The organism is Yersinia sp. KBS0713 (assembly GCF_005937895.2).
Lineage (GTDB): Bacteria > Pseudomonadota > Gammaproteobacteria > Enterobacterales > Enterobacteriaceae > Yersinia > Yersinia bercovieri.
The window spans coordinates 619,456-637,163 of the sequence record NZ_CP042173.1 but is presented as its reverse complement, the minus strand read 5'-3'; the positions used below and the strand labels follow the sequence as shown (position 1 = coordinate 637,163).

Sequence of the window (17,708 nt, the reverse complement as noted above, 5' to 3'; positions counted from 1 at the left end):
TTATCACCTGCCTGCAACTTCAATGAGTTAGGGTATATGTTCGACTAACGGACAGCACCGTTCAGCCAAAAGGCTGCCTGCGCCAATGCTTCTTTACGGGCGGTATCGCGCCAATGGCCTTGACGCTCCATAATTGCCAGCTGCAAACCAAACCAGCCATCAATATATGGGTGCCATTCACTCTGTGGATAGAAACCAGAGAGCAGCTGGAAGGTCATAATCTGCCGATTCAAACGGGGGAGTTGGGCCAGATAGCCGTCGTCATCCATATGGTGAGCAAATGCCTCTTTCAGATCGGCGGCACTGCGGCTCAGCATGATGTCGCAGAAGCGCTTAAATGAGCCATCGAACTTCGCTTGCGCCTTGGCATCCATAAATGGCCGCCAGCCCGCAGTGACTAGCCACGATGTGAGCGCTAACTTACATTTCAGATAATCGGTGCTATAACAGAGCTGCTCCGCCTTCACGTTTTTCGGTTCTAGCTGTGGCTCTAGCGCAATCAACAGCGCCCGCAGTTCGGTGCTGGCTTTGCGCGGCACTAATCCACCGAAAATCGCCAGAGTCTGACGCACCATAGCTAATGCTTCAATAATCATCGCCTTAGCCGCTGATTCGCCACCTAACCACAGCTCTTCATGGTATTGCCAGTGATCCAGCGCCATCTCCAGCCCGGCCACCATTCCCTGCTCGACAGTCGATTTTGGCGCTGGTTGCAGAACCAGCAATGGCCGCAGTTCGCGAGGAGGATTGCCTTGTGCCAGGTGGTAGCCGCGCGCCGCTTTACTCAGACTGCCCTGACGTAAACCGCCGATTTGCGCCAATTCAGTGGCCAGTGCCAGTAAATCAGCCTGATTACCTTGTTTCAGCTCAAGCTCAATTTCGCTCAATGGCTCCGACAGCTCACCAGCACTAATCGATCCTTGATCAAGAGCAAGCTCTATCTCGCTCTCACCGTAAGTGATTGCCCACTTCTCACGGGTAAAATCAGTGCGAAACAGCGGTTGTAACTCAGCTTGCAGCGCCTCAACCGACCACCCTTCTGGCCAGATATCTGCCGGAAAACGCGCCAGATCGAGTTTGTCGCTATCAATATCGACATTGTATTCAGGCCGTTGATGTAAACCGCCGACCACTTTGCCGCCACTCTTCACTGTCATTTCATAACGACCATCATAACCACGAATACGCAGGCCAATATCATGCTGGCGCAGGCGGTTATCTGCGGTCTCAAAATAGATGTTCGCCAGTGTTTGCGGCGCTGAATGCTGTCTCTGCCAGGATGTGAGCCGCTCCGGCAACGCCGCGATGGCCGCAGGCGTAGCAATAAATTTTAGTTCTATTTCAACGGTCATAATTTCATTCACACCGGTATGTTGCGAGATTACGGGCATTATGCCTTTTTCACGGTGATTTGCCTGTTTTACACAAAAAACCGCTCGGCAGCCCCAAGTCAAAGCCTATTTTAACCTGTTTTAGCCAATCTGCCCTAAGGCTTCATAATACAAATTTTCACTGCGGTAAAAATAGCCAATAAAGTGGCCCAGGCCGCGCTGGCTATGAGAGTAAGATAGTTCTCATTCCGGTTTATGCGTTGCGTCGGCAAACTGAACACACTACTATCGTTCCATAAATTCACTCATAAATGACTCTCTAATGCAGAAAATACGCCTAATTTGTCTCGCGGTGCTAAGTCTCACTCTCTCTTGGGGCGCGCACGCTGAAGAAAAACGTTACATCTCTGATGAGCTGGATACCTACGTTCATAGTGGCCCCGGTAATCAATACCGCATTGTTGGCACGCTAAAAGGTGGGGATGAAGTCACCCTGATAAGCGTTGATGAAGGCACAAATTATGGCCAAATCCGCGACAGTAAGGGTAAAACCACTTGGATCCCACTGAATCAGTTGAGTGAAACACCAAGCCTACGTATTCGGGTGCCAGACCTTGAACAGCAGGTCAAAACACTGACTGATAAACTGGCTAATATTGATAATAGCTGGAATCAGCGCACCGCAGAGATGCAGCAGAAAGTCGCTGCCAGTGATAGCGTCATCTCCGAACTGCAAAAAGAGAATGAATCACTGAAAAACCAGTTAGTGGTTGCTCAGAAGAAGGTCAGCGCAGTCAATCTGCAATTGGATGATAAGCAGCGCACCATCATCCTACAGTGGTTTATGTATGGTGGCGGTGTCGCGGGGATTGGCTTATTGCTGGGCCTGGTGCTGCCGCATCTGATCCCAAGTCGTAAAAAGAATAATCGTTGGATGAACTGATATCCGCTGTAACGTCAACAACGAAGGGTTTACATGGAAATCTATTTGGTCGGCGGTGCCGTCCGCGACAACTTATTAGGCCTACCGGTGACCGAGCGGGATTGGGTGGTGGTGGGCGCGGCGCCGGAACAGCTGCTGGCACAGGGCTACCAACAGGTGGGCAAAGATTTTCCGGTTTTCCTTCATCCAGTCAGCCATGAAGAGTATGCGCTGGCCCGCACCGAACGTAAATCAGGCCAGGGTTACACTGGTTTTACCTGCTATGCCGCTCCTGATGTGACGCTGGAAGAGGATTTACTGCGCCGCGATCTAACCATTAATGCCATTGCCCGCCGTGATAACGGTGAGTTAATCGACCCCTATCACGGCAGACAAGATTTAGAAAATAGGCTGTTACGCCACGTCTCCGAGGCATTTGGCGAAGATCCACTGCGTGTCCTGCGGGTTGCCCGTTTCGCTGCCCGCTTTGCTCACTTGGGCTTTACTGTCGCCCCTGAGACTCAATCATTGATGGCGGCAATGGCACAAAGTGGCGAGCTGTCTGCTCTAACGCCAGAACGGGTCTGGAAAGAGACCGAGAAAGCGCTGAAAACACAAAACCCACAGATCTATTTTCAGGTGCTGCGCGATTGCGGTGCATTGGCGGTGCTGTTCCCTGAAATTAACCGCTTATTTGGTGTTCCTGCGCCGGAAAAATGGCACCCGGAAATTGATACCGGTATCCATACCCTGATGACGCTGGCTATCGCCGCTCAACTCACTCCTGAGGTTGATATTCGCTTCGCCGCCCTTTGCCATGATTTAGGCAAGGGTCTGACGCCAAAAGAGTTTTGGCCACATCACCATGGACATGGCCCCGCGGGCGTCAAATTGGTTGAGCAGTTGTGTCAGCGTTTACGCGTGCCTAATCCGGTGCGTGATTTGGCAAAACTGGTGGCGGAGTACCATGATCTCATCCATACAGTGAATAAGCTTCGCCCTGAAACTCTGCTCAAATTATTTGATGCGATTGATGTTTGGCGCAAGCCAGAGCGCCTTGAGCAGATGATCATGACCAGCGAGGCGGATGCCCGTGGTCGCACTGGATTTGAAGATAATCCCTACCCACAAGGGGATTATCTGCGAGCTGCATTCCAGATTGCCAATGGCGTATCGGTGCAGGAAGTGGTCGCCAGCGGGCTACAAGGGTTGGCGATTCGTGACGAACTGAAACGCCGCCGTCAACAGGCGTTGGCGCAATGGAAGCAAGCTCAGGAAATTGCGCCAGAATAAACTCTGACCGCCATCAAACAAAAAGCCCTGATTAATCAGGGCTTTTTTATGCTTCAAACTCATCACGCGGTTACATAAAGACCCAGTACACCGCAGCGGCGACCACAAAGCGATAGATGGCAAAAGGTACAAAGGAGATGCGTTTAATCAGTGACAGGAAGGTTTTGATAGCAATCAGCGCGACAATAAATGCGGTGATGAATCCGACGGCAAACATCGGCAAATCACCCAGTGTCAGGAAGTGCAGACTCTTATATAAATCCAGCCCGCTGGCCCCCATCATCATCGGCACCGCCAAAATAAAGGAGAACTCAGAGGCGGCATAGCGATTAACGCCGACCAGCATCCCGCCAGAGATGGTAGCACCAGAACGGGAGAACCCCGGCCACAGTGCCAGACACTGGAAGCAACCGATGGCAAAAGCCTGGCGATAGGTGATGTCATCCAGCCCGACGGCTTTCGCATTTTTAGGTTTGAACCACTCAGCGGCCAATAGCAGCAAGCCACCGGCAACCAAGGCATACATGACACTGTGCGGGTTAAATAGCGACTTGATGACATTGTGGAATACCAATCCTAGCCCCACAGCGGGCAGCATCGCCAGTAAAATATGGCCTAAGGTCAGATGGCCGCTGGTTTTCCCCTCATGAGGTACAGCGCCAAAATGGATGCCAATCAGGCCAAACAACCGCCGCCAGAACACCACTACCACGGCCAGAATCGACCCTAGCTGAATAATGACTTCAAAGGTCTTGGCTTTGTCACCAGTAAAGCCCAGTAACTCGCCGACAATAATCATATGCCCGGTAGATGAAACCGGCAGAAACTCGGTCAGCCCTTCTACTACACCCAGAACAAAAGCCACAAACAGCGAATACATATCCGTCATCAACGATACCCAATGCCATATTATAGAAACCAAAAAAACGGCAATATTGAAAACCATAGGATTAACAAAACGATATGGTTAACAAAACAGTGCCGTTCAAATTTAATATTTAATTAACTTATCACGCTATCCAATGCAATCAGACCACATTATCGATGCAGCGTTGCACTTTTATGTCATCCCGGCGAAAAAATAGTCCATCACTCAGTCAGGACGTTGGCCACGCTCGATCACCACGCCGACATTTCTGGCTTGAGCCACTGCCCCCGGTTTGCTGACCTTAATTCGCACCCAAGGCGACTTAAAGCGCTGTAGCAGCAGTTCGGCAACCTCTTCAGCTACCCGTTCGACCAAGGCAAAACGTTGCAATTCCACATGTTTTATGACGCTATCACTGATATCGGCATAACTCAGGCAATCATTCACATCATCACTGACGGCAGCTTTGCGATTATCCCAGCCCATTTCGATATCGAACACCAGCTTTTGCTGAATGGTCTGCTCCCAGTCATAAACACCGATGGTGGTTATGACGCTGAGTTCTTCAATAAATACGATATCCATCACGCCACTCTCTGTTTTTGTGCTCGCCGGATACCACTTCCAGCCGAATATGCGTATTATCCACTGATGTGGGGATTAAAACGATCATTATTCAACAGGGCGGTGTTATGAGTGCTATCGCGCTTGGCATGATTATCTTCGCGTATTTGTGTGGCTCTATTTCCAGTGCGATCTTGGTCTGCCGGGTTGCCAAGCTGCCAGATCCGCGTGTGCATGGTTCCGGTAATCCCGGTGCCACCAATGTACTGCGCATTGGTGGCCGCGCTGCTGCCGCAACCGTCCTGATTTTTGATGTGCTGAAAGGCATGTTGCCAGTTTGGATAGCTTATCTGCTGCATGTTTCGCCACTCTATCTTGGCCTGACCGCTATTGCCGCCTGCCTCGGCCACATTTATCCGGTATTTTTCCACTTTAAAGGTGGCAAGGGTGTTGCCACAGCATTCGGTGCTATCGCGCCCATCGGCTGGGATCTCACTGGCCTGATGACCGGCACTTGGTTGTTGACGGTATTGCTGAGCGGCTATTCATCTTTAGGGGCCATTATCAGCGCCCTGATAGCCCCCTTCTACGTCTGGTGGTTTAAACCGCAATTCACCTTCCCTGTCGCCATGCTCTCCTGCCTGATCCTAATGCGCCACCACGATAATATTCAACGTTTATGGCGCGGAAAAGAGAGTAAAATCTGGGACAAACTCAGAAAGAAAAAACAGAAAACCGCCGCCGAAGAGGCCGCAGAGTTGGAAGAGAAAGAGGATTAGTTTTGCCGAATGACCTCGCCATCCCACCGAATCCAGAATGACTGAGCGGGAGCGAGGCAAGGCGCAGGGAGTTGAGAGAGGGAGCATACGTCAGTATGTGAGCATCGCGAGATGGCGCGGCAACACAGCCGCAGCCCCACTCAAACTTTCTGATCAGACTTTCGGCAACTCAGCCAAAGGCCAACGCGGCCTGACCGAAACGCTCAACTCACTACTCGCGCCACTTTTCAGTCGAATCAAACCCGCATAGGCGATCATCGCCCCATTATCGGTGCAAAATTCTGGCCGGGCATAGAACACCTCACCACCCCGCTTTTTCATCATTTCAGCCAGCTTTGAGCGCAAAGTGCGGTTAGCACTAACACCACCAGCGATGACCAGGCGCTTGAAACCGGTCTGATCCAGCGCACGTTTGGATTTAATCGCCAGCGTATCCACTACCGCATCTTCAAATGCACGGGCAATATCGGCACGAGTTTGATCATCAGTGCCATTGGCACGAATCGTATTTGCTGCAAAGGTTTTCAGACCAGAAAAACTGAAATCCAACCCAGGACGGTCAGTCATTGGGCGCGGGAAGGTAAATCGCCCCGCAGCGCCTTGTTGCGCCATACGCGACAGCATCGGCCCACCGGGATAGTCCAGCCCTAATAATTTGGCTGTTTTATCGAAAGCTTCACCGGCGGCATCGTCAACAGATTCGCCCAGCAACAGATATTCGCCGATACCAGTTACGCTGATCAATTGGGTGTGACCACCGGAAACCAGTAACGCGACAAAAGGAAATTCAGGCGCATTATCTTCCAGCATCGGTGCCAGTAAGTGGCCTTCCATATGATGAACCGGCACCGCAGGGACACCCCAGGCAAATGCCAATGCACGGCCTACTGTGGCCCCGACCAATAATGCGCCAACCAAGCCCGGACCGGCGGTATAGGCCACGCCATCGATCTCTTTGGCACTCAGATTGGCTTCTTTCAATGCCGCCTGAATCAGCGGCACCGTTTTGCGCACATGATCACGGGAAGCCAGCTCAGGGACAACGCCGCCATAATCAGCATGCAATTTAACCTGACTGTACAGTTGGTTAGCTAACAGACCGGTTTCATCGTCATACACTGCAATTCCGGTTTCATCGCAGGACGTTTCTATACCCAAAACTCGCATTACATTTCCCATCATTCACGTGCGACCGATAGTTTAGCATAACAGTGACGCCCGTCATGATTTCTGATCCCAAATTGCGGGGCAAAAGTCCCATTTTGGGTCTCCGACGACACAAATGTTGTTGATAGTTTTCATATTTGAAAAGAGTGTTGATAAATTCGATCAATGCCCCTGTTTAGTATATAATCAGCGGCCGTCGCACCCTTAGGCACCAACTTTCTTGTAAAGGACGGGTCGACATTACAGGGGCGTGCCTGTTTCAATTTGCTGTGGTGCTTTACAAAGCAGCATCCATTGAAGTAAAATTCCGCACCATTTTGAGAAGGCTGGCGATTGGCCAGCAGCAAACCGATTTCTATTGAGGTGAGAGGCACATGCCGGTAATTAAAGTACGTGAAAACGAGCCGTTCGACGTAGCTCTTCGTCGTTTCAAACGCTCTTGCGAAAAAGCAGGTGTTTTAGCTGAAGTTCGTCGTCGTGAGTTCTATGAAAAACCGACTACCGAACGTAAACGCGCTAAAGCTTCAGCTGTGAAACGTCACGCGAAGAAATTAGCTCGCGAAAACGCACGCCGCACTCGTCTGTATTAATTCTTCGGGGGTAACCCCACCGCGTAGTTTTTTATGTTCTAAGAACGCGCAGATCGAGTAGTTGCATACGAAGGCCGTGCTTTCCGAAAGGAATGCGCGGCTTGTTCTCGTTTATGGACTGACGACTAGGGGCCTATGGCTGGACGAATTCCACGCGTATTTATCAATGACTTGCTAGCTCGCACCGACATCGTCGATCTTATCGATGCTCGGGTTAAGCTGAAGAAGCAAGGCAAAAATTACCATGCGTGCTGTCCGTTCCATCATGAGAAAACACCCTCATTCACCGTTAACGGCGAAAAGCAGTTCTATCACTGTTTCGGTTGCGGCGCACATGGTAATGCCGTTGATTTCTTGATGAATTATGATCGACTTGAATTTGTCGAGAGTATCGAGGAATTGGCTACCATGCACGGGCTGGAAGTGCCCTACGAGGCAGGAACCGGCACCACCCAGATCGAACGTCACCAACGACAAAGTCTTTATCAACTGATGGAGAGCCTGAGCGCATTCTATCAACAATCACTCAACGGCCAGAACGCCAATCAGGCACGCGAATATCTTAAACATCGCGGTTTGAGTGAAGAGATCATCCAACATTTTGCTATCGGCTTTGCCCCGCCAGGTTGGGACAATGCCTTAAAACGTTTTGGCCGCGATGGCGAGAGCCGTACTGCGCTGAACGATGCAGGGATGCTGGTGACTAATGATACAGGGCGGACTTACGATCGTTTTCGTGAGCGCGTCATGTTCCCTATCCGCGATAAGCGCGGGCGGGTTATCGCTTTTGGTGGGCGAATTCTGGGCGACGGAGTGCCGAAATACCTCAACTCCCCAGAAACAGAGATCTTTCATAAGGGCCGCCAGTTATACGGCTTGTATGAAGCGCAAGTGAATCACCCCAATCCAACACGTTTACTCGTGGTGGAAGGCTATATGGATGTGGTGGCACTAGCGCAATTTGGCATTGATTATGCTGTTGCCTCGCTGGGAACAGCGACGACCGCGGAACATATTCAACTATTATTCCGCGCGACCGATAACGTAATTTGTTGTTATGACGGCGATCGGGCGGGTAGAGATGCCGCCTGGCGAGCATTAGAAACGGCACTGCCCTATCTAAATGATGGACGTCAGCTACGCTTTATGTTTTTGCCCGATGGCGAAGACCCGGACACTCTGGTACGTAAGGAAGGGAAAGACGCATTTGAACAGCGGATGGAGGAGGCGCAGCCACTCTCAACCTTCTTGTTCGAAACGTTGATGCCACAGGTAGATTTAAGTAGCCCCGATGGGCGCGCCAAGTTAAGCACGCTGGCACTACCTTTAATCAGCCAAGTGCCCGGTGAAACCTTACGCCTTTACCTGCGTCAGCAATTAGGCAATAAGTTAGGTCTACTTGATGACAGCCAGCTTGATAAGCTGATGCCAAAACAGGCTGATAATACGAATACCTACCAGCCGCCCCAGCTAAAACGCACAACCATGCGTATACTTATAGGGCTACTGGTACAGAACCCACAACTGGCTACACTCATTCCCTCACTACAGGGGGTTGAACAAGCCAAGTTAGCCGGTTTACCGTTATTTATTGAGTTGGTTGAGACTTGTTTGGCCCAACCGGGGCTGACAACCGGGCAGTTATTGGAACTGTACCGTGATAATAAATTCAGCCAACAGCTTGAAACTCTCGCAACATGGAACCACATGATTGTTGAGGATATGGTCGAACCGACTTTTGTCGATACGCTAGCGAGCCTGTATGACTCCATTTTGGAGCAACGTCAGGAAACACTCATAGCACGTGACCGGACACATGGATTAAACGCCGAAGAACGTAAAGAGCTTTGGTCTTTGAATCTGGCTTTAGCCAGAAAAAAATGAATCACCCAACGGCTTAATTGCCGATAAATGTGGGGGCGACTCCCCACAATATGCCGCCATAGCGGGCAGCGGCGACAAAAAAAGGCCCCAAATGCTATTGTTGGCGGTTTCGCCGACCGACACCAACCCAAATACTCTGAAGTGTGGATACCGTCTTATGGAGCAAAACCCGCAGTCACAGCTGAAGCTACTTGTCACCCGTGGTAAGGAGCAAGGCTATCTGACCTATGCTGAGGTCAATGACCATCTGCCGGAAGATATCGTCGATTCCGATCAGATCGAAGACATCATCCAGATGATTAATGACATGGGCATACAGGTACTTGAAGAAGCCCCTGATGCCGATGATTTAATGCTGGCCGAGAACACCACTGATACCGACGATGACGCGGCGGAAGCTGCTGCACAGGTGTTGTCCAGTGTTGAATCTGAAATCGGGCGTACAACCGACCCGGTGCGTATGTATATGCGCGAAATGGGTACTGTTGAGCTATTGACCCGTGAAGGCGAGATTGATATCGCCAAACGTATCGAAGAGGGTATCAATCAGGTTCAGTGCTCGGTAGCTGAATACCCTGAAGCCATTACTTATTTGTTGGAACAATATGATCGTGTCGAAGCGGGTGAAGCCCGTTTATCCGACCTGATCAACGGTTTTGTCGATCCCAATGCCGAAGAAGATATTGCGCCGACGGCAACTCACGTAGGCTCTGAATTATCCACTGAAGAGATGGATGACGACGACAAAGAAGAAGAAGACGAAGAAGAAGAAGAAGACGACAACAGCATCGACCCAGAGCTGGCACGTCAGAAGTTCAGCGAATTGCGTGAGCAGTATGAAACTACACGCATGGCAATCAAGAAAAATGGCCGTAGCCATGCCATTGCTGCTGCCGAGATTCTGAACCTTTCTGAGGTGTTCAAACAGTTCCGTCTGGTACCGAAGCAGTTCGACTATCTGGTCAATAACATGCGTGCCATGATGGATCGCGTTCGTACTCAAGAACGTATCATCATGAAGCTGTGTGTTGAACAGTGCAAAATGCCGAAGAAAAACTTCGTTACCCTGTTTGCCAGCAATGAGACCAGCGATACCTGGTTTGCGGCGGCAGTGGCTATGGGTAAACCATGGTCTGAGAAACTGAAAGATGTCTCGGATGATGTTCAACGTAGCTTGCAGAAATTACGCCAGATCGAAGAAGAGACGGGCCTGACGATTGAGCAAGTGAAAGACATCAACCGCCGTATGTCTATCGGTGAAGCGAAAGCGCGTCGTGCTAAGAAAGAGATGGTTGAGGCTAACCTGCGTCTGGTTATCTCTATTGCGAAAAAATACACCAACCGTGGCCTACAATTCCTTGATTTAATTCAGGAAGGTAACATCGGTTTGATGAAAGCAGTAGATAAGTTCGAATACCGTCGTGGTTATAAGTTCTCAACTTATGCGACTTGGTGGATTCGTCAGGCAATCACCCGCTCTATCGCGGATCAGGCACGCACCATCCGTATCCCGGTGCATATGATTGAGACAATTAACAAACTCAATCGTATCTCACGCCAGATGCTGCAAGAGATGGGCCGCGAGCCAACGCCAGAAGAGCTGGCTGAACGCATGCTGATGCCGGAAGACAAGATCCGCAAAGTGCTGAAGATTGCGAAAGAGCCAATCTCAATGGAAACCCCAATTGGTGATGATGAAGATTCACATCTGGGCGATTTCATCGAAGATACCACTCTGGAGCTACCGCTGGACTCTGCAACTTCTGAGAGCCTGCGTTCTGCCACTCACGACGTGTTAGCTGGCCTGACCGCTCGTGAAGCGAAAGTTCTGCGTATGCGTTTCGGTATCGATATGAACACTGACCACACTTTGGAAGAAGTGGGTAAGCAGTTCGACGTAACCCGTGAGCGTATTCGTCAGATCGAAGCGAAGGCATTACGTAAATTACGCCATCCAAGCCGTTCTGAAGTGCTACGCAGCTTCCTCGACGATTAATCGTCGAGTTGTAGTCATCAGCAAACAAAAACCCTCGGCATGCCGGGGGTTTTCTTTTTTTGACCCTAAACAGCATCTTCTACACCGAAAATCAGCACTGCTTTCCCCTGCCGCCGTAAAAAACCTTATATTTGTGCATAAAACGCGCACCTGATTCTTCAGCTCTAGACCGCAGGATAAAAACTACCGTATAATCAGCGTCCAAGTTTGGCCCCTTAGCTCAGTTGGTTAGAGCACGCGACTCATAATCGCTTGGTCACTGGTTCAAGTCCAGTAGGGGCCACCAAATTTTAGTTTAAAATCATATAATTAAGCCACTTTTAACAAGGTGGCTTTTTTGTTTTTGGTAGTCTGTGTCGCAAAAGTGTTGCAGAAAGATATCTAAACGAAGTCACAATACCGAGATTGAAAGCTATTTTAACCTCCTTCTTTACAGCCCTTAGTTGGTAAAGCAAAATCATCAATGATTTTTGGACCATCCCCTTAACCGCTGAGTATTTATTGATACCTTAACGTATTATCTGACATGCCCAAAGTCCCATGCACTGAACCACAAGCAATTAAAGACATCAATACAATACTATTGACCACTTAAGATATTATTTACCAGATAGTCAATGAAACTAAGCGGCTTAGCATCCAGCCGGATGGTATTCCTTTGCACTTTATATATCTTCATGCATTAATACTATTCTTATAAACCAAAGAGAAAATAGTCCTTAATAAAATCAATCCGAGATGAGAAGTCTTAAGTACCCATATGAACCAATTAATTTCTTTAAGATGCTTATAAATCCTCTGAATACATAAAATATTCATAATAATAATTATGTTCGATGTTCTCGTGATAACTTATAAATAACTTTGTGATAACACATTAACCCTAGCAGGGCAGCAACTATTGCAATTTTTGTTGCGGCCTGCTTCAAGCAAAGAAAGTTTCTTCTTCGAAGAGTCGCAAAATTTCATCCATCCAACCTCCGTTTCAGGGGATTTTAGCATGCCAAAATCCGGGTCTTAACTGCAGCCAGGATTTGCCCTAGGATAGGATAATTCAAATATAATACAGTATCACTATTATGTTTTTTCCTTATATACCGATTTATTTATAGTCTAGGCAGCTAAAAGCAAAGTAATGTTCTGAGTGACTTTAAAACTGCCAACATTAACCCAATTTATTTAACAAAATCACAAATGTGAATTTCATTACATTTAAATGCGATTAAAAATGTCACGAATAGATGCTAAAAACGTAACATTTAAGCAAATATTTAATACTTGGATTTAGATTATGAATAATATGCCCTTATTAAAAGTTGCTAAGATAATTATGTCATTATTGTTAATAATGATGGTTCTGTTTGCCGTTCATGATATATATTCATCACAGCAAGGCTATCAGCAAACTCTATTTGCAGAAGAAACAAAGTCACAAAGAGACGATATCGACCGTCTTCACTATAACTTAGCAAGTCTACGAGCAATATTTAATAATCAGGTAATAGGTTCTTTAACTAATGTCCCATTAGATAAAGAAGAGATTAAACACTTTATCGAATTGACTACTTCGTCAAGGGAGTTACTAGCCTCTTATATCGAAGCAATGGAAAACGATCGTCGTTACGACGCAACAACCGCTGTTCTACATAAAAACATCACGGCTATTCTAGATCATATGGAGGATGCAGCAAATGGATTTATCACTGGTAATATCAATAACGACTTAAGTTTAAGAGAAGCATATCAACAAGTTAATGATAGCATTGCAGAATTTTCAGCAGTCAATACTGATATCTATATGTCTACCTTGCATAGTGCCAATAGTGTTAAAAAACAATCGTATGTGATTGCCATTACACTGTTACTTTCTTATATTTTAATTACAGTGGTAGCGACAACATGGTTCAATAAAAATATAATACTAAAAATTAAACTTGCCTGTGATATTTTTGATAAAATAAGCAAAGGTGATTTGAATTCTGACATCTCATATAAAAGTAAAAGCGAAATAGGTTTCCTCTTTTCTTGTTTGGAAGATATGCAAAACTCTCTGAAAAAGATCATCTCTTCGGTCAAGGGAAGCACTATCATCATTACTCGTGGTTCAACAGAGATTGCCGACGCTAACTTTAATCTGTCCTCTCGCATTGAACAACAGGCTAGCGCACTTCAGGAAACAGCAGCCAGCATGGAGGAGATAAAAACGACCGTCCTCAGCAATGCCCAAAATGCACAACAGACAAACCAGCTATCACATACAGCGAGTCTGGCCGCCAAGAATGGCGCTGATATAATGCATAAAGTTGTCTCGACTATGGCAGATATTGAGACGCTCACGAAAAAAATCGCAGGCATCACCACTGTCATTGACGGTATTGCCAGCCAAACCAATATTCTGGCACTCAACGCGGCTGTTGAAGCCGCACGGGCAGGCGAGCAAGGCAGAGGATTCGCCGTTGTAGCCTCCGAAGTTAGAAATTTAGCCTCACGCAGTAGTACTTCCGCCAGAGAAATTAGTGTGTTGATAAATGACGCCATCGATAATATTTCACGTGGTTCTCAACTTGTGACTAATGCGGGTGAAACCATGAGTGACATTGTCAGTTCCATTACCAATGTTAGCAATATTATGCAGGAAATTTCTATTGCTTCCGAGGAGCAAAGTGCGGGTGTCAATTTAATCGCTGTAGCTATTAACCAGATGGATACAATGACACAACAAAATGCTTCGTTAGTAGAAGAGACTGCTCGCAACACCCGAACGCTGAGCAACCAGACTAAAGAACTATCCGCAACGGTTTCAGTGTTTCAGATCGACAATGAAGACTATCAGCAAAAAACCGTGTCTTCTCAGGAAGTAGAAGCATGATGCTCAGTGGGGTACAACTCTCGTTCAGCGGTATCTTTCTGTACTGAAGTTAGTATCAGTCTGGTCTCACCCCGCCATGGCCTATTCGAATGACAGCCACAGAGGTGGCTGTCGCGGTAGCCCCTGTGGTCGAAGACTTCAATATAATCGAAAAGATCTGCACAAGGTCAATTCACGCGATATTCGGACAGATATAAGAGTGATTACCCAACAGTTATGACCATGACGCATGCTGGGCGCCAGATTATTTGGCCGACAGAAGCCCTGCCAGAATAACATTAATGTTACGGGCAACATGAGTCGCAAAGGTAATTATCTGGATAATATCGGTACAAATAGGTTTATCGCAGTCTGAAATCAGGGAGGGTTAACTATCGCGGTGATGAAACTCGGAACCAGAATATTGTGGGCGATAACAATGAGTGAATATATATCTAAATGAAGATAATCGATGAACAGGATTACTTGACCGTGACACCACAACGTCCTTTCACTGGATGAGAAGCAGAAGAAGTGGGAACGGTCATAAATGAAATATCATGGGGCACATTTATCGTTAAATAGCATGATTCTAATCGTACTCTTTCACTATTGATGACAAGACGAAATAAATCATTTCTTAGTTAAATCTCTCATACAGTTCAATTAAGTTATTCACCTTACATTTTTTGAAAATTTTTGAGCGATACCCTCCCATAGATCTAGGACTGATGTAAAGTGACCTGGCAATATCCAAATTAGACATACCTAATATAAGACACTGAAAAACCTGACTTTCACGTAGGGATAAAATGGATTTTTTCGGTCTATTGAGCAAATCTGCTGAGCTGTCTTTTTCTAAGAAAACCGCTGGATTGTGAATTATGTTGTATAACATAGATTCAACTTTCTCTTCCGAGGTTTCCTTACTTAACACGAAAGAAGACATTTTAGTTAAGATATCGTAATACCCTAATAAATCAGGATCTTTTGTGAATATAAGACACCTATCTTTCTTTACGTGATCATGAATAAGATCAAAAAAAATAGCTTGCTCATGCCCGGATAAATTATCAGGATCGAAAATAACGAATATATCATTTAATGTTATTAATTTTTGTTTAAAATCAGATAGAGAGTTACAAATGAATACATTTGGGCTTATATTCATTGGCTTAAGCGTTAAGGCATTCTCTACTTTTATTTTGAAAAAATATCTAATTAAGTCACAATTGCTGAATATTAGGATGTTATTCATAAAACCTCTACCACTTACAATAAATTAGATCAAAAAAGATAGAATTGATATTCTATGCGCGTCAGAAAGAAAATAACCAACTCGCTGTAGTTAACCCACTCTTTCAGAAGATCTATATTAAAAACAGAATAATTTCATAAGCGAAATCTTTAATTGAATATAGATATCCGGATGTGATTTAATCTTTATTAATATAACTAATGAGTCAAAATTAAAATATAATGACACCTCTAAAACAATAGATGTTATTGATAAACAAGAGAGGTCATAGGCATCTATTCTACTGATTTCATTGGTTATCACAACCTATTTCACTCAAAACAATCGAGCAAACAACAAACAATTTTCACGCTAAAATGAGAGGTAATATTTTAATGAATGGGTATTTCATGATAACAAGAGAATTATTTTCGATAAATGTCCGAATATTACTTCCAGCATATTCTCGAAAAATGGTGATAATGTATACATAATCATTGACATAGCCATCATTCCTATACTCAACGTCAGAGGAAAGCCGACAACAAAGATAGATAACTGAGGCGTAAGACGATTCAGCAACCCCAATGTGAGATTGAGACATAACAACAACGTAATTATTGGCAAACCTAACATCAACCCACTACTGAAAACCAGTCCTGCTGTTCGCGCAAGGTAAATAAAACTTTCGGGATTCAAGGTATTTTCGCTAATGGGTAATACAATAAAGCTATCCGATAAGATACTTAGCATCCATAAATGCCCGTTAAAGGTCAGAAATAGCAATGTTACTAACAGATTAAGTATTCTTGAAATGACCGGCATATTCCCACCGGCAGCAGGATCATAGAAGGTCGCAAAGGATAGGCCCATTTGCATACCAATAATCTCTCCAGCATTGCGAACAGCTACGAATATAAGCTGTACTGTCAGTCCCATGGCAGCCCCAATGATAAATTGTTGCGCACCTACCCATATTCCTGAAATGGAAAATATTTCAATATGACTATTAGGAATATTTGGGCCAATCAATAGAGCGATAATAACCGCCAGCGCTACCTTGGTTTTTCTATCAATACCTTTTTCATTGAATATTGGCGCAGTACTGAACAATGCCAATATTCTCAGCATTGGCCAAAAAAATTGGTTAATAATGGAATAGAGACTGACTATTGATAAGGTCAGCATGGTTATCCAATGACATAGGGTAAATTGCTATAGAGTGTGCGTGTGTAGTCAAGAAAGACACTCAGCATCCAGGGCCCCAAAATTACACCAACAGCAATGATAACTAATATTTTGGGTATAAATGACAATGTCATTTCATTTATTTGTGTGGAAGCCTGCAAAACACTGACAATAAGCCCAGTAAATAATGCAGCAAATAGTAATGGCGCGGCAATCATCAGCCCCACTTTGATTGCCTGAAAGCCCATCGCCATCACGCTTTCTGGTGTCATTTTCTTATCCTGTTTAACTAAAAAAACTTTGTGCTAAGGAACCCATTAATAGCTGCCAACCGTCAACCAAAACGAACAGCATTAATTTGAAGGGTAATGAGATTGTTGCAGGAGGAACCATCATCATACCCAGCGCCATTAAGACACTGGCAACAACGAGATCAATGATCAGGAAAGGAATAAACACAGTGAAACCAATCTGAAAACCTGTTTTAAGTTCGCTGGTCACAAAGGCTGGGAGTAAAACCCGCAAAGGAACATCGTCCTTGCTTTGGAAATTCTCCTCTTTCGCCATACGCGCATAAAGAGCCAGATCGCTTTCCCTTGTCTGTTCCAACATAAATACCCGCAGAGGCTGAACACCTCTTTCCAGCGCAGTCTCCATGGAGATTTTGTCTTCGGACAAAGGTTGCCAAGCTTCTTTATATATCTGATTAAAAACAGGTGACATCACGTAGAAAGTCAAAAATAGAGCCAATGCCAGTAGTACCTGATTAGGGGGGGTGGACGGCGTACCAAGCGCATTACGTAATAATCCTAATACAATGATAATACGGGTAAACCCTGTCATCATTAGCAAGATAGCAGGTAAAAATGTTAAAGACGTAAGTAAGACTAACGTCTGCACAGGCAATGACCAATTCTCTCCATCAGCAGAACGCGCGACCATCAAATCAGCATTTGCCGCCCACACACTCTGTATTGGTAGCAATAATCCCAAAACTAATAGGGTGACTGTTCCCAAGAGCATCCATGGATTGATGCGCTG

The 17,708-nt window shown here is 46.1% G+C and carries 15 protein-coding genes and 1 tRNA gene; 8 read left to right on the top strand and 8 right to left on the bottom strand.

The genetic code is table 11. From position 1 onward, the window contains the following. Window positions 1-44: 44 nt before the first annotated feature. Window positions 45-1,352, bottom strand: a complete 1,308-nt coding sequence (locus FFE93_RS03020; RefSeq protein ID WP_138775193.1) for an inorganic triphosphatase — start codon at window positions 1,350-1,352, stop codon at window positions 45-47. A gap of 301 nt (window positions 1,353-1,653) precedes the next feature. Between FFE93_RS03020 and FFE93_RS03015 the strand changes: the two genes are divergently transcribed. Together FFE93_RS03015 and FFE93_RS03010 are read left to right on the top strand one after the other, a co-directional pair. Next, on the top strand, window positions 1,654-2,274 hold the full coding sequence (locus tag FFE93_RS03015; protein WP_005271065.1) for a TIGR04211 family SH3 domain-containing protein: 621 nt from the start codon (window positions 1,654-1,656) through the stop codon (window positions 2,272-2,274). Between the two features lie 33 nt (window positions 2,275-2,307). Further along, on the top strand, window positions 2,308-3,546 hold the full coding sequence (locus tag FFE93_RS03010; protein ID WP_049602673.1) for a multifunctional CCA addition/repair protein: 1,239 nt from the start codon (window positions 2,308-2,310) through the stop codon (window positions 3,544-3,546). Between the two features lie 70 nt (window positions 3,547-3,616). On the opposite strand, the gene bacA is transcribed toward FFE93_RS03010, so the two are convergent. Continuing rightward, window positions 3,617-4,435: an undecaprenyl-diphosphate phosphatase gene (gene bacA, locus FFE93_RS03005; RefSeq protein WP_049602672.1), complete on the bottom strand. Its 819-nt coding sequence runs from the start codon at window positions 4,433-4,435 to the stop codon at window positions 3,617-3,619. A 204-nt stretch (window positions 4,436-4,639) separates the two neighbouring features. Further along, the gene (folB, locus tag FFE93_RS03000; RefSeq protein WP_005271061.1) at window positions 4,640-4,999 is read right to left on the bottom strand and encodes a bifunctional dihydroneopterin aldolase/7,8-dihydroneopterin epimerase; all 360 of its coding nucleotides are present in this window, start codon (window positions 4,997-4,999) and stop codon (window positions 4,640-4,642) included. Between the two features lie 107 nt (window positions 5,000-5,106). Between folB and plsY the strand changes: the two genes are divergently transcribed. Beyond that, window positions 5,107-5,757, top strand: a complete 651-nt coding sequence (gene plsY / locus FFE93_RS02995) for a glycerol-3-phosphate 1-O-acyltransferase PlsY (protein WP_032896502.1) — start codon at window positions 5,107-5,109, stop codon at window positions 5,755-5,757. Between the two features lie 153 nt (window positions 5,758-5,910). Here the strand turns inward: plsY and tsaD are convergent, their stop codons facing one another. Further along, window positions 5,911-6,924 carry a tRNA (adenosine(37)-N6)-threonylcarbamoyltransferase complex transferase subunit TsaD gene (gene tsaD, locus FFE93_RS02990; protein WP_032896499.1) on the bottom strand — a complete coding sequence of 338 codons (1,014 nt, stop codon included), beginning with the start codon at window positions 6,922-6,924 and terminating at the stop codon, window positions 5,911-5,913. Window positions 6,925-7,298: 374 nt separating this feature from the next. On the opposite strand from tsaD, the gene rpsU reads away from it, so the two are divergent. From rpsU to FFE93_RS02965, 5 genes are all read left to right on the top strand, one after another. Next, window positions 7,299-7,514, top strand: a complete 216-nt coding sequence (rpsU, locus tag FFE93_RS02985; protein ID WP_001144069.1) for a 30S ribosomal protein S21 — start codon at window positions 7,299-7,301, stop codon at window positions 7,512-7,514. Window positions 7,515-7,649: 135 nt separating this feature from the next. Beyond that, window positions 7,650-9,398, top strand: coding sequence for a DNA primase (dnaG, locus tag FFE93_RS02980; RefSeq protein WP_005271058.1), 1,749 nt, complete (start codon window positions 7,650-7,652; stop codon window positions 9,396-9,398). A 157-nt stretch (window positions 9,399-9,555) separates the two neighbouring features. Next, on the top strand, window positions 9,556-11,394 hold the full coding sequence (rpoD, locus tag FFE93_RS02975; RefSeq protein ID WP_049602670.1) for an RNA polymerase sigma factor RpoD: 1,839 nt from the start codon (window positions 9,556-9,558) through the stop codon (window positions 11,392-11,394). Between the two features lie 209 nt (window positions 11,395-11,603). Then, window positions 11,604-11,680: transfer RNA gene (locus tag FFE93_RS02970), tRNA-Ile, on the top strand. Window positions 11,681-12,685: 1,005 nt separating this feature from the next. Continuing rightward, window positions 12,686-14,263 carry a methyl-accepting chemotaxis protein gene (locus FFE93_RS02965; protein WP_186367689.1) on the top strand — a complete coding sequence of 526 codons (1,578 nt, stop codon included), beginning with the start codon at window positions 12,686-12,688 and terminating at the stop codon, window positions 14,261-14,263. A 619-nt stretch (window positions 14,264-14,882) separates the two neighbouring features. On the opposite strand, the gene FFE93_RS02960 is transcribed toward FFE93_RS02965, so the two are convergent. The 4 genes from FFE93_RS02960 to fliP form a co-directional block, all read right to left on the bottom strand. Beyond that, window positions 14,883-15,500, bottom strand: a complete 618-nt coding sequence (locus FFE93_RS02960) for a response regulator transcription factor (RefSeq protein WP_054872741.1) — start codon at window positions 15,498-15,500, stop codon at window positions 14,883-14,885. Window positions 15,501-15,887: 387 nt separating this feature from the next. After that, the gene (gene fliR / locus FFE93_RS02955) at window positions 15,888-16,667 is read right to left on the bottom strand and encodes a flagellar biosynthetic protein FliR (protein WP_005271050.1); all 780 of its coding nucleotides are present in this window, start codon (window positions 16,665-16,667) and stop codon (window positions 15,888-15,890) included. Between the two features lie 2 nt (window positions 16,668-16,669). Continuing rightward, a complete protein-coding gene (fliQ, locus tag FFE93_RS02950) occupies window positions 16,670-16,939 on the bottom strand; it encodes a flagellar biosynthesis protein FliQ (RefSeq protein ID WP_138774752.1) in 270 nt (89 codons plus the stop codon). A 13-nt stretch (window positions 16,940-16,952) separates the two neighbouring features. After that, the gene (fliP, locus tag FFE93_RS02945) at window positions 16,953-17,609 is read right to left on the bottom strand and encodes a flagellar type III secretion system pore protein FliP (protein WP_072083905.1); all 657 of its coding nucleotides are present in this window, start codon (window positions 17,607-17,609) and stop codon (window positions 16,953-16,955) included. Between the last annotated feature and the right edge of the window lie 99 nt (window positions 17,610-17,708).

Bases quoted from the DNA above. Each gene is read 5' to 3' on its own strand.
- fliQ (WP_138774752.1), bottom strand. From the start codon at position 16,939: ATGACACCAGAAAGCGTGATGGCGATGGGCTTTCAGGCAATCAAAGTG.
- FFE93_RS03010 (WP_049602673.1), top strand. From the start codon at position 2,308: ATGGAAATCTATTTGGTCGGCGGTGCCGTCCGCGACAACTTATTAGGC.
- FFE93_RS03015 (WP_005271065.1), top strand. From the start codon at position 1,654: ATGCAGAAAATACGCCTAATTTGTCTCGCGGTGCTAAGTCTCACTCTC.
- rpoD (WP_049602670.1), top strand. From the start codon at position 9,556: ATGGAGCAAAACCCGCAGTCACAGCTGAAGCTACTTGTCACCCGTGGT.
- plsY (WP_032896502.1), top strand. From the start codon at position 5,107: ATGAGTGCTATCGCGCTTGGCATGATTATCTTCGCGTATTTGTGTGGC.
- dnaG (WP_005271058.1), top strand. From the start codon at position 7,650: ATGGCTGGACGAATTCCACGCGTATTTATCAATGACTTGCTAGCTCGC.
- tsaD (WP_032896499.1), bottom strand. From the start codon at position 6,924: ATGCGAGTTTTGGGTATAGAAACGTCCTGCGATGAAACCGGAATTGCA.
- rpsU (WP_001144069.1), top strand. From the start codon at position 7,299: ATGCCGGTAATTAAAGTACGTGAAAACGAGCCGTTCGACGTAGCTCTT.
- FFE93_RS02960 (WP_054872741.1), bottom strand. From the start codon at position 15,500: ATGAATAACATCCTAATATTCAGCAATTGTGACTTAATTAGATATTTT.
- fliP (WP_072083905.1), bottom strand. From the start codon at position 17,609: ATGGTCGCGCGTTCTGCTGATGGAGAGAATTGGTCATTGCCTGTGCAG.
- fliR (WP_005271050.1), bottom strand. From the start codon at position 16,667: ATGCTGACCTTATCAATAGTCAGTCTCTATTCCATTATTAACCAATTT.
- FFE93_RS03020 (WP_138775193.1), bottom strand. From the start codon at position 1,352: ATGACCGTTGAAATAGAACTAAAATTTATTGCTACGCCTGCGGCCATC.
- folB (WP_005271061.1), bottom strand. From the start codon at position 4,999: ATGGATATCGTATTTATTGAAGAACTCAGCGTCATAACCACCATCGGT.
- FFE93_RS02965 (WP_186367689.1), top strand. From the start codon at position 12,686: ATGAATAATATGCCCTTATTAAAAGTTGCTAAGATAATTATGTCATTA.
- bacA (WP_049602672.1), bottom strand. From the start codon at position 4,435: ATGACGGATATGTATTCGCTGTTTGTGGCTTTTGTTCTGGGTGTAGTA.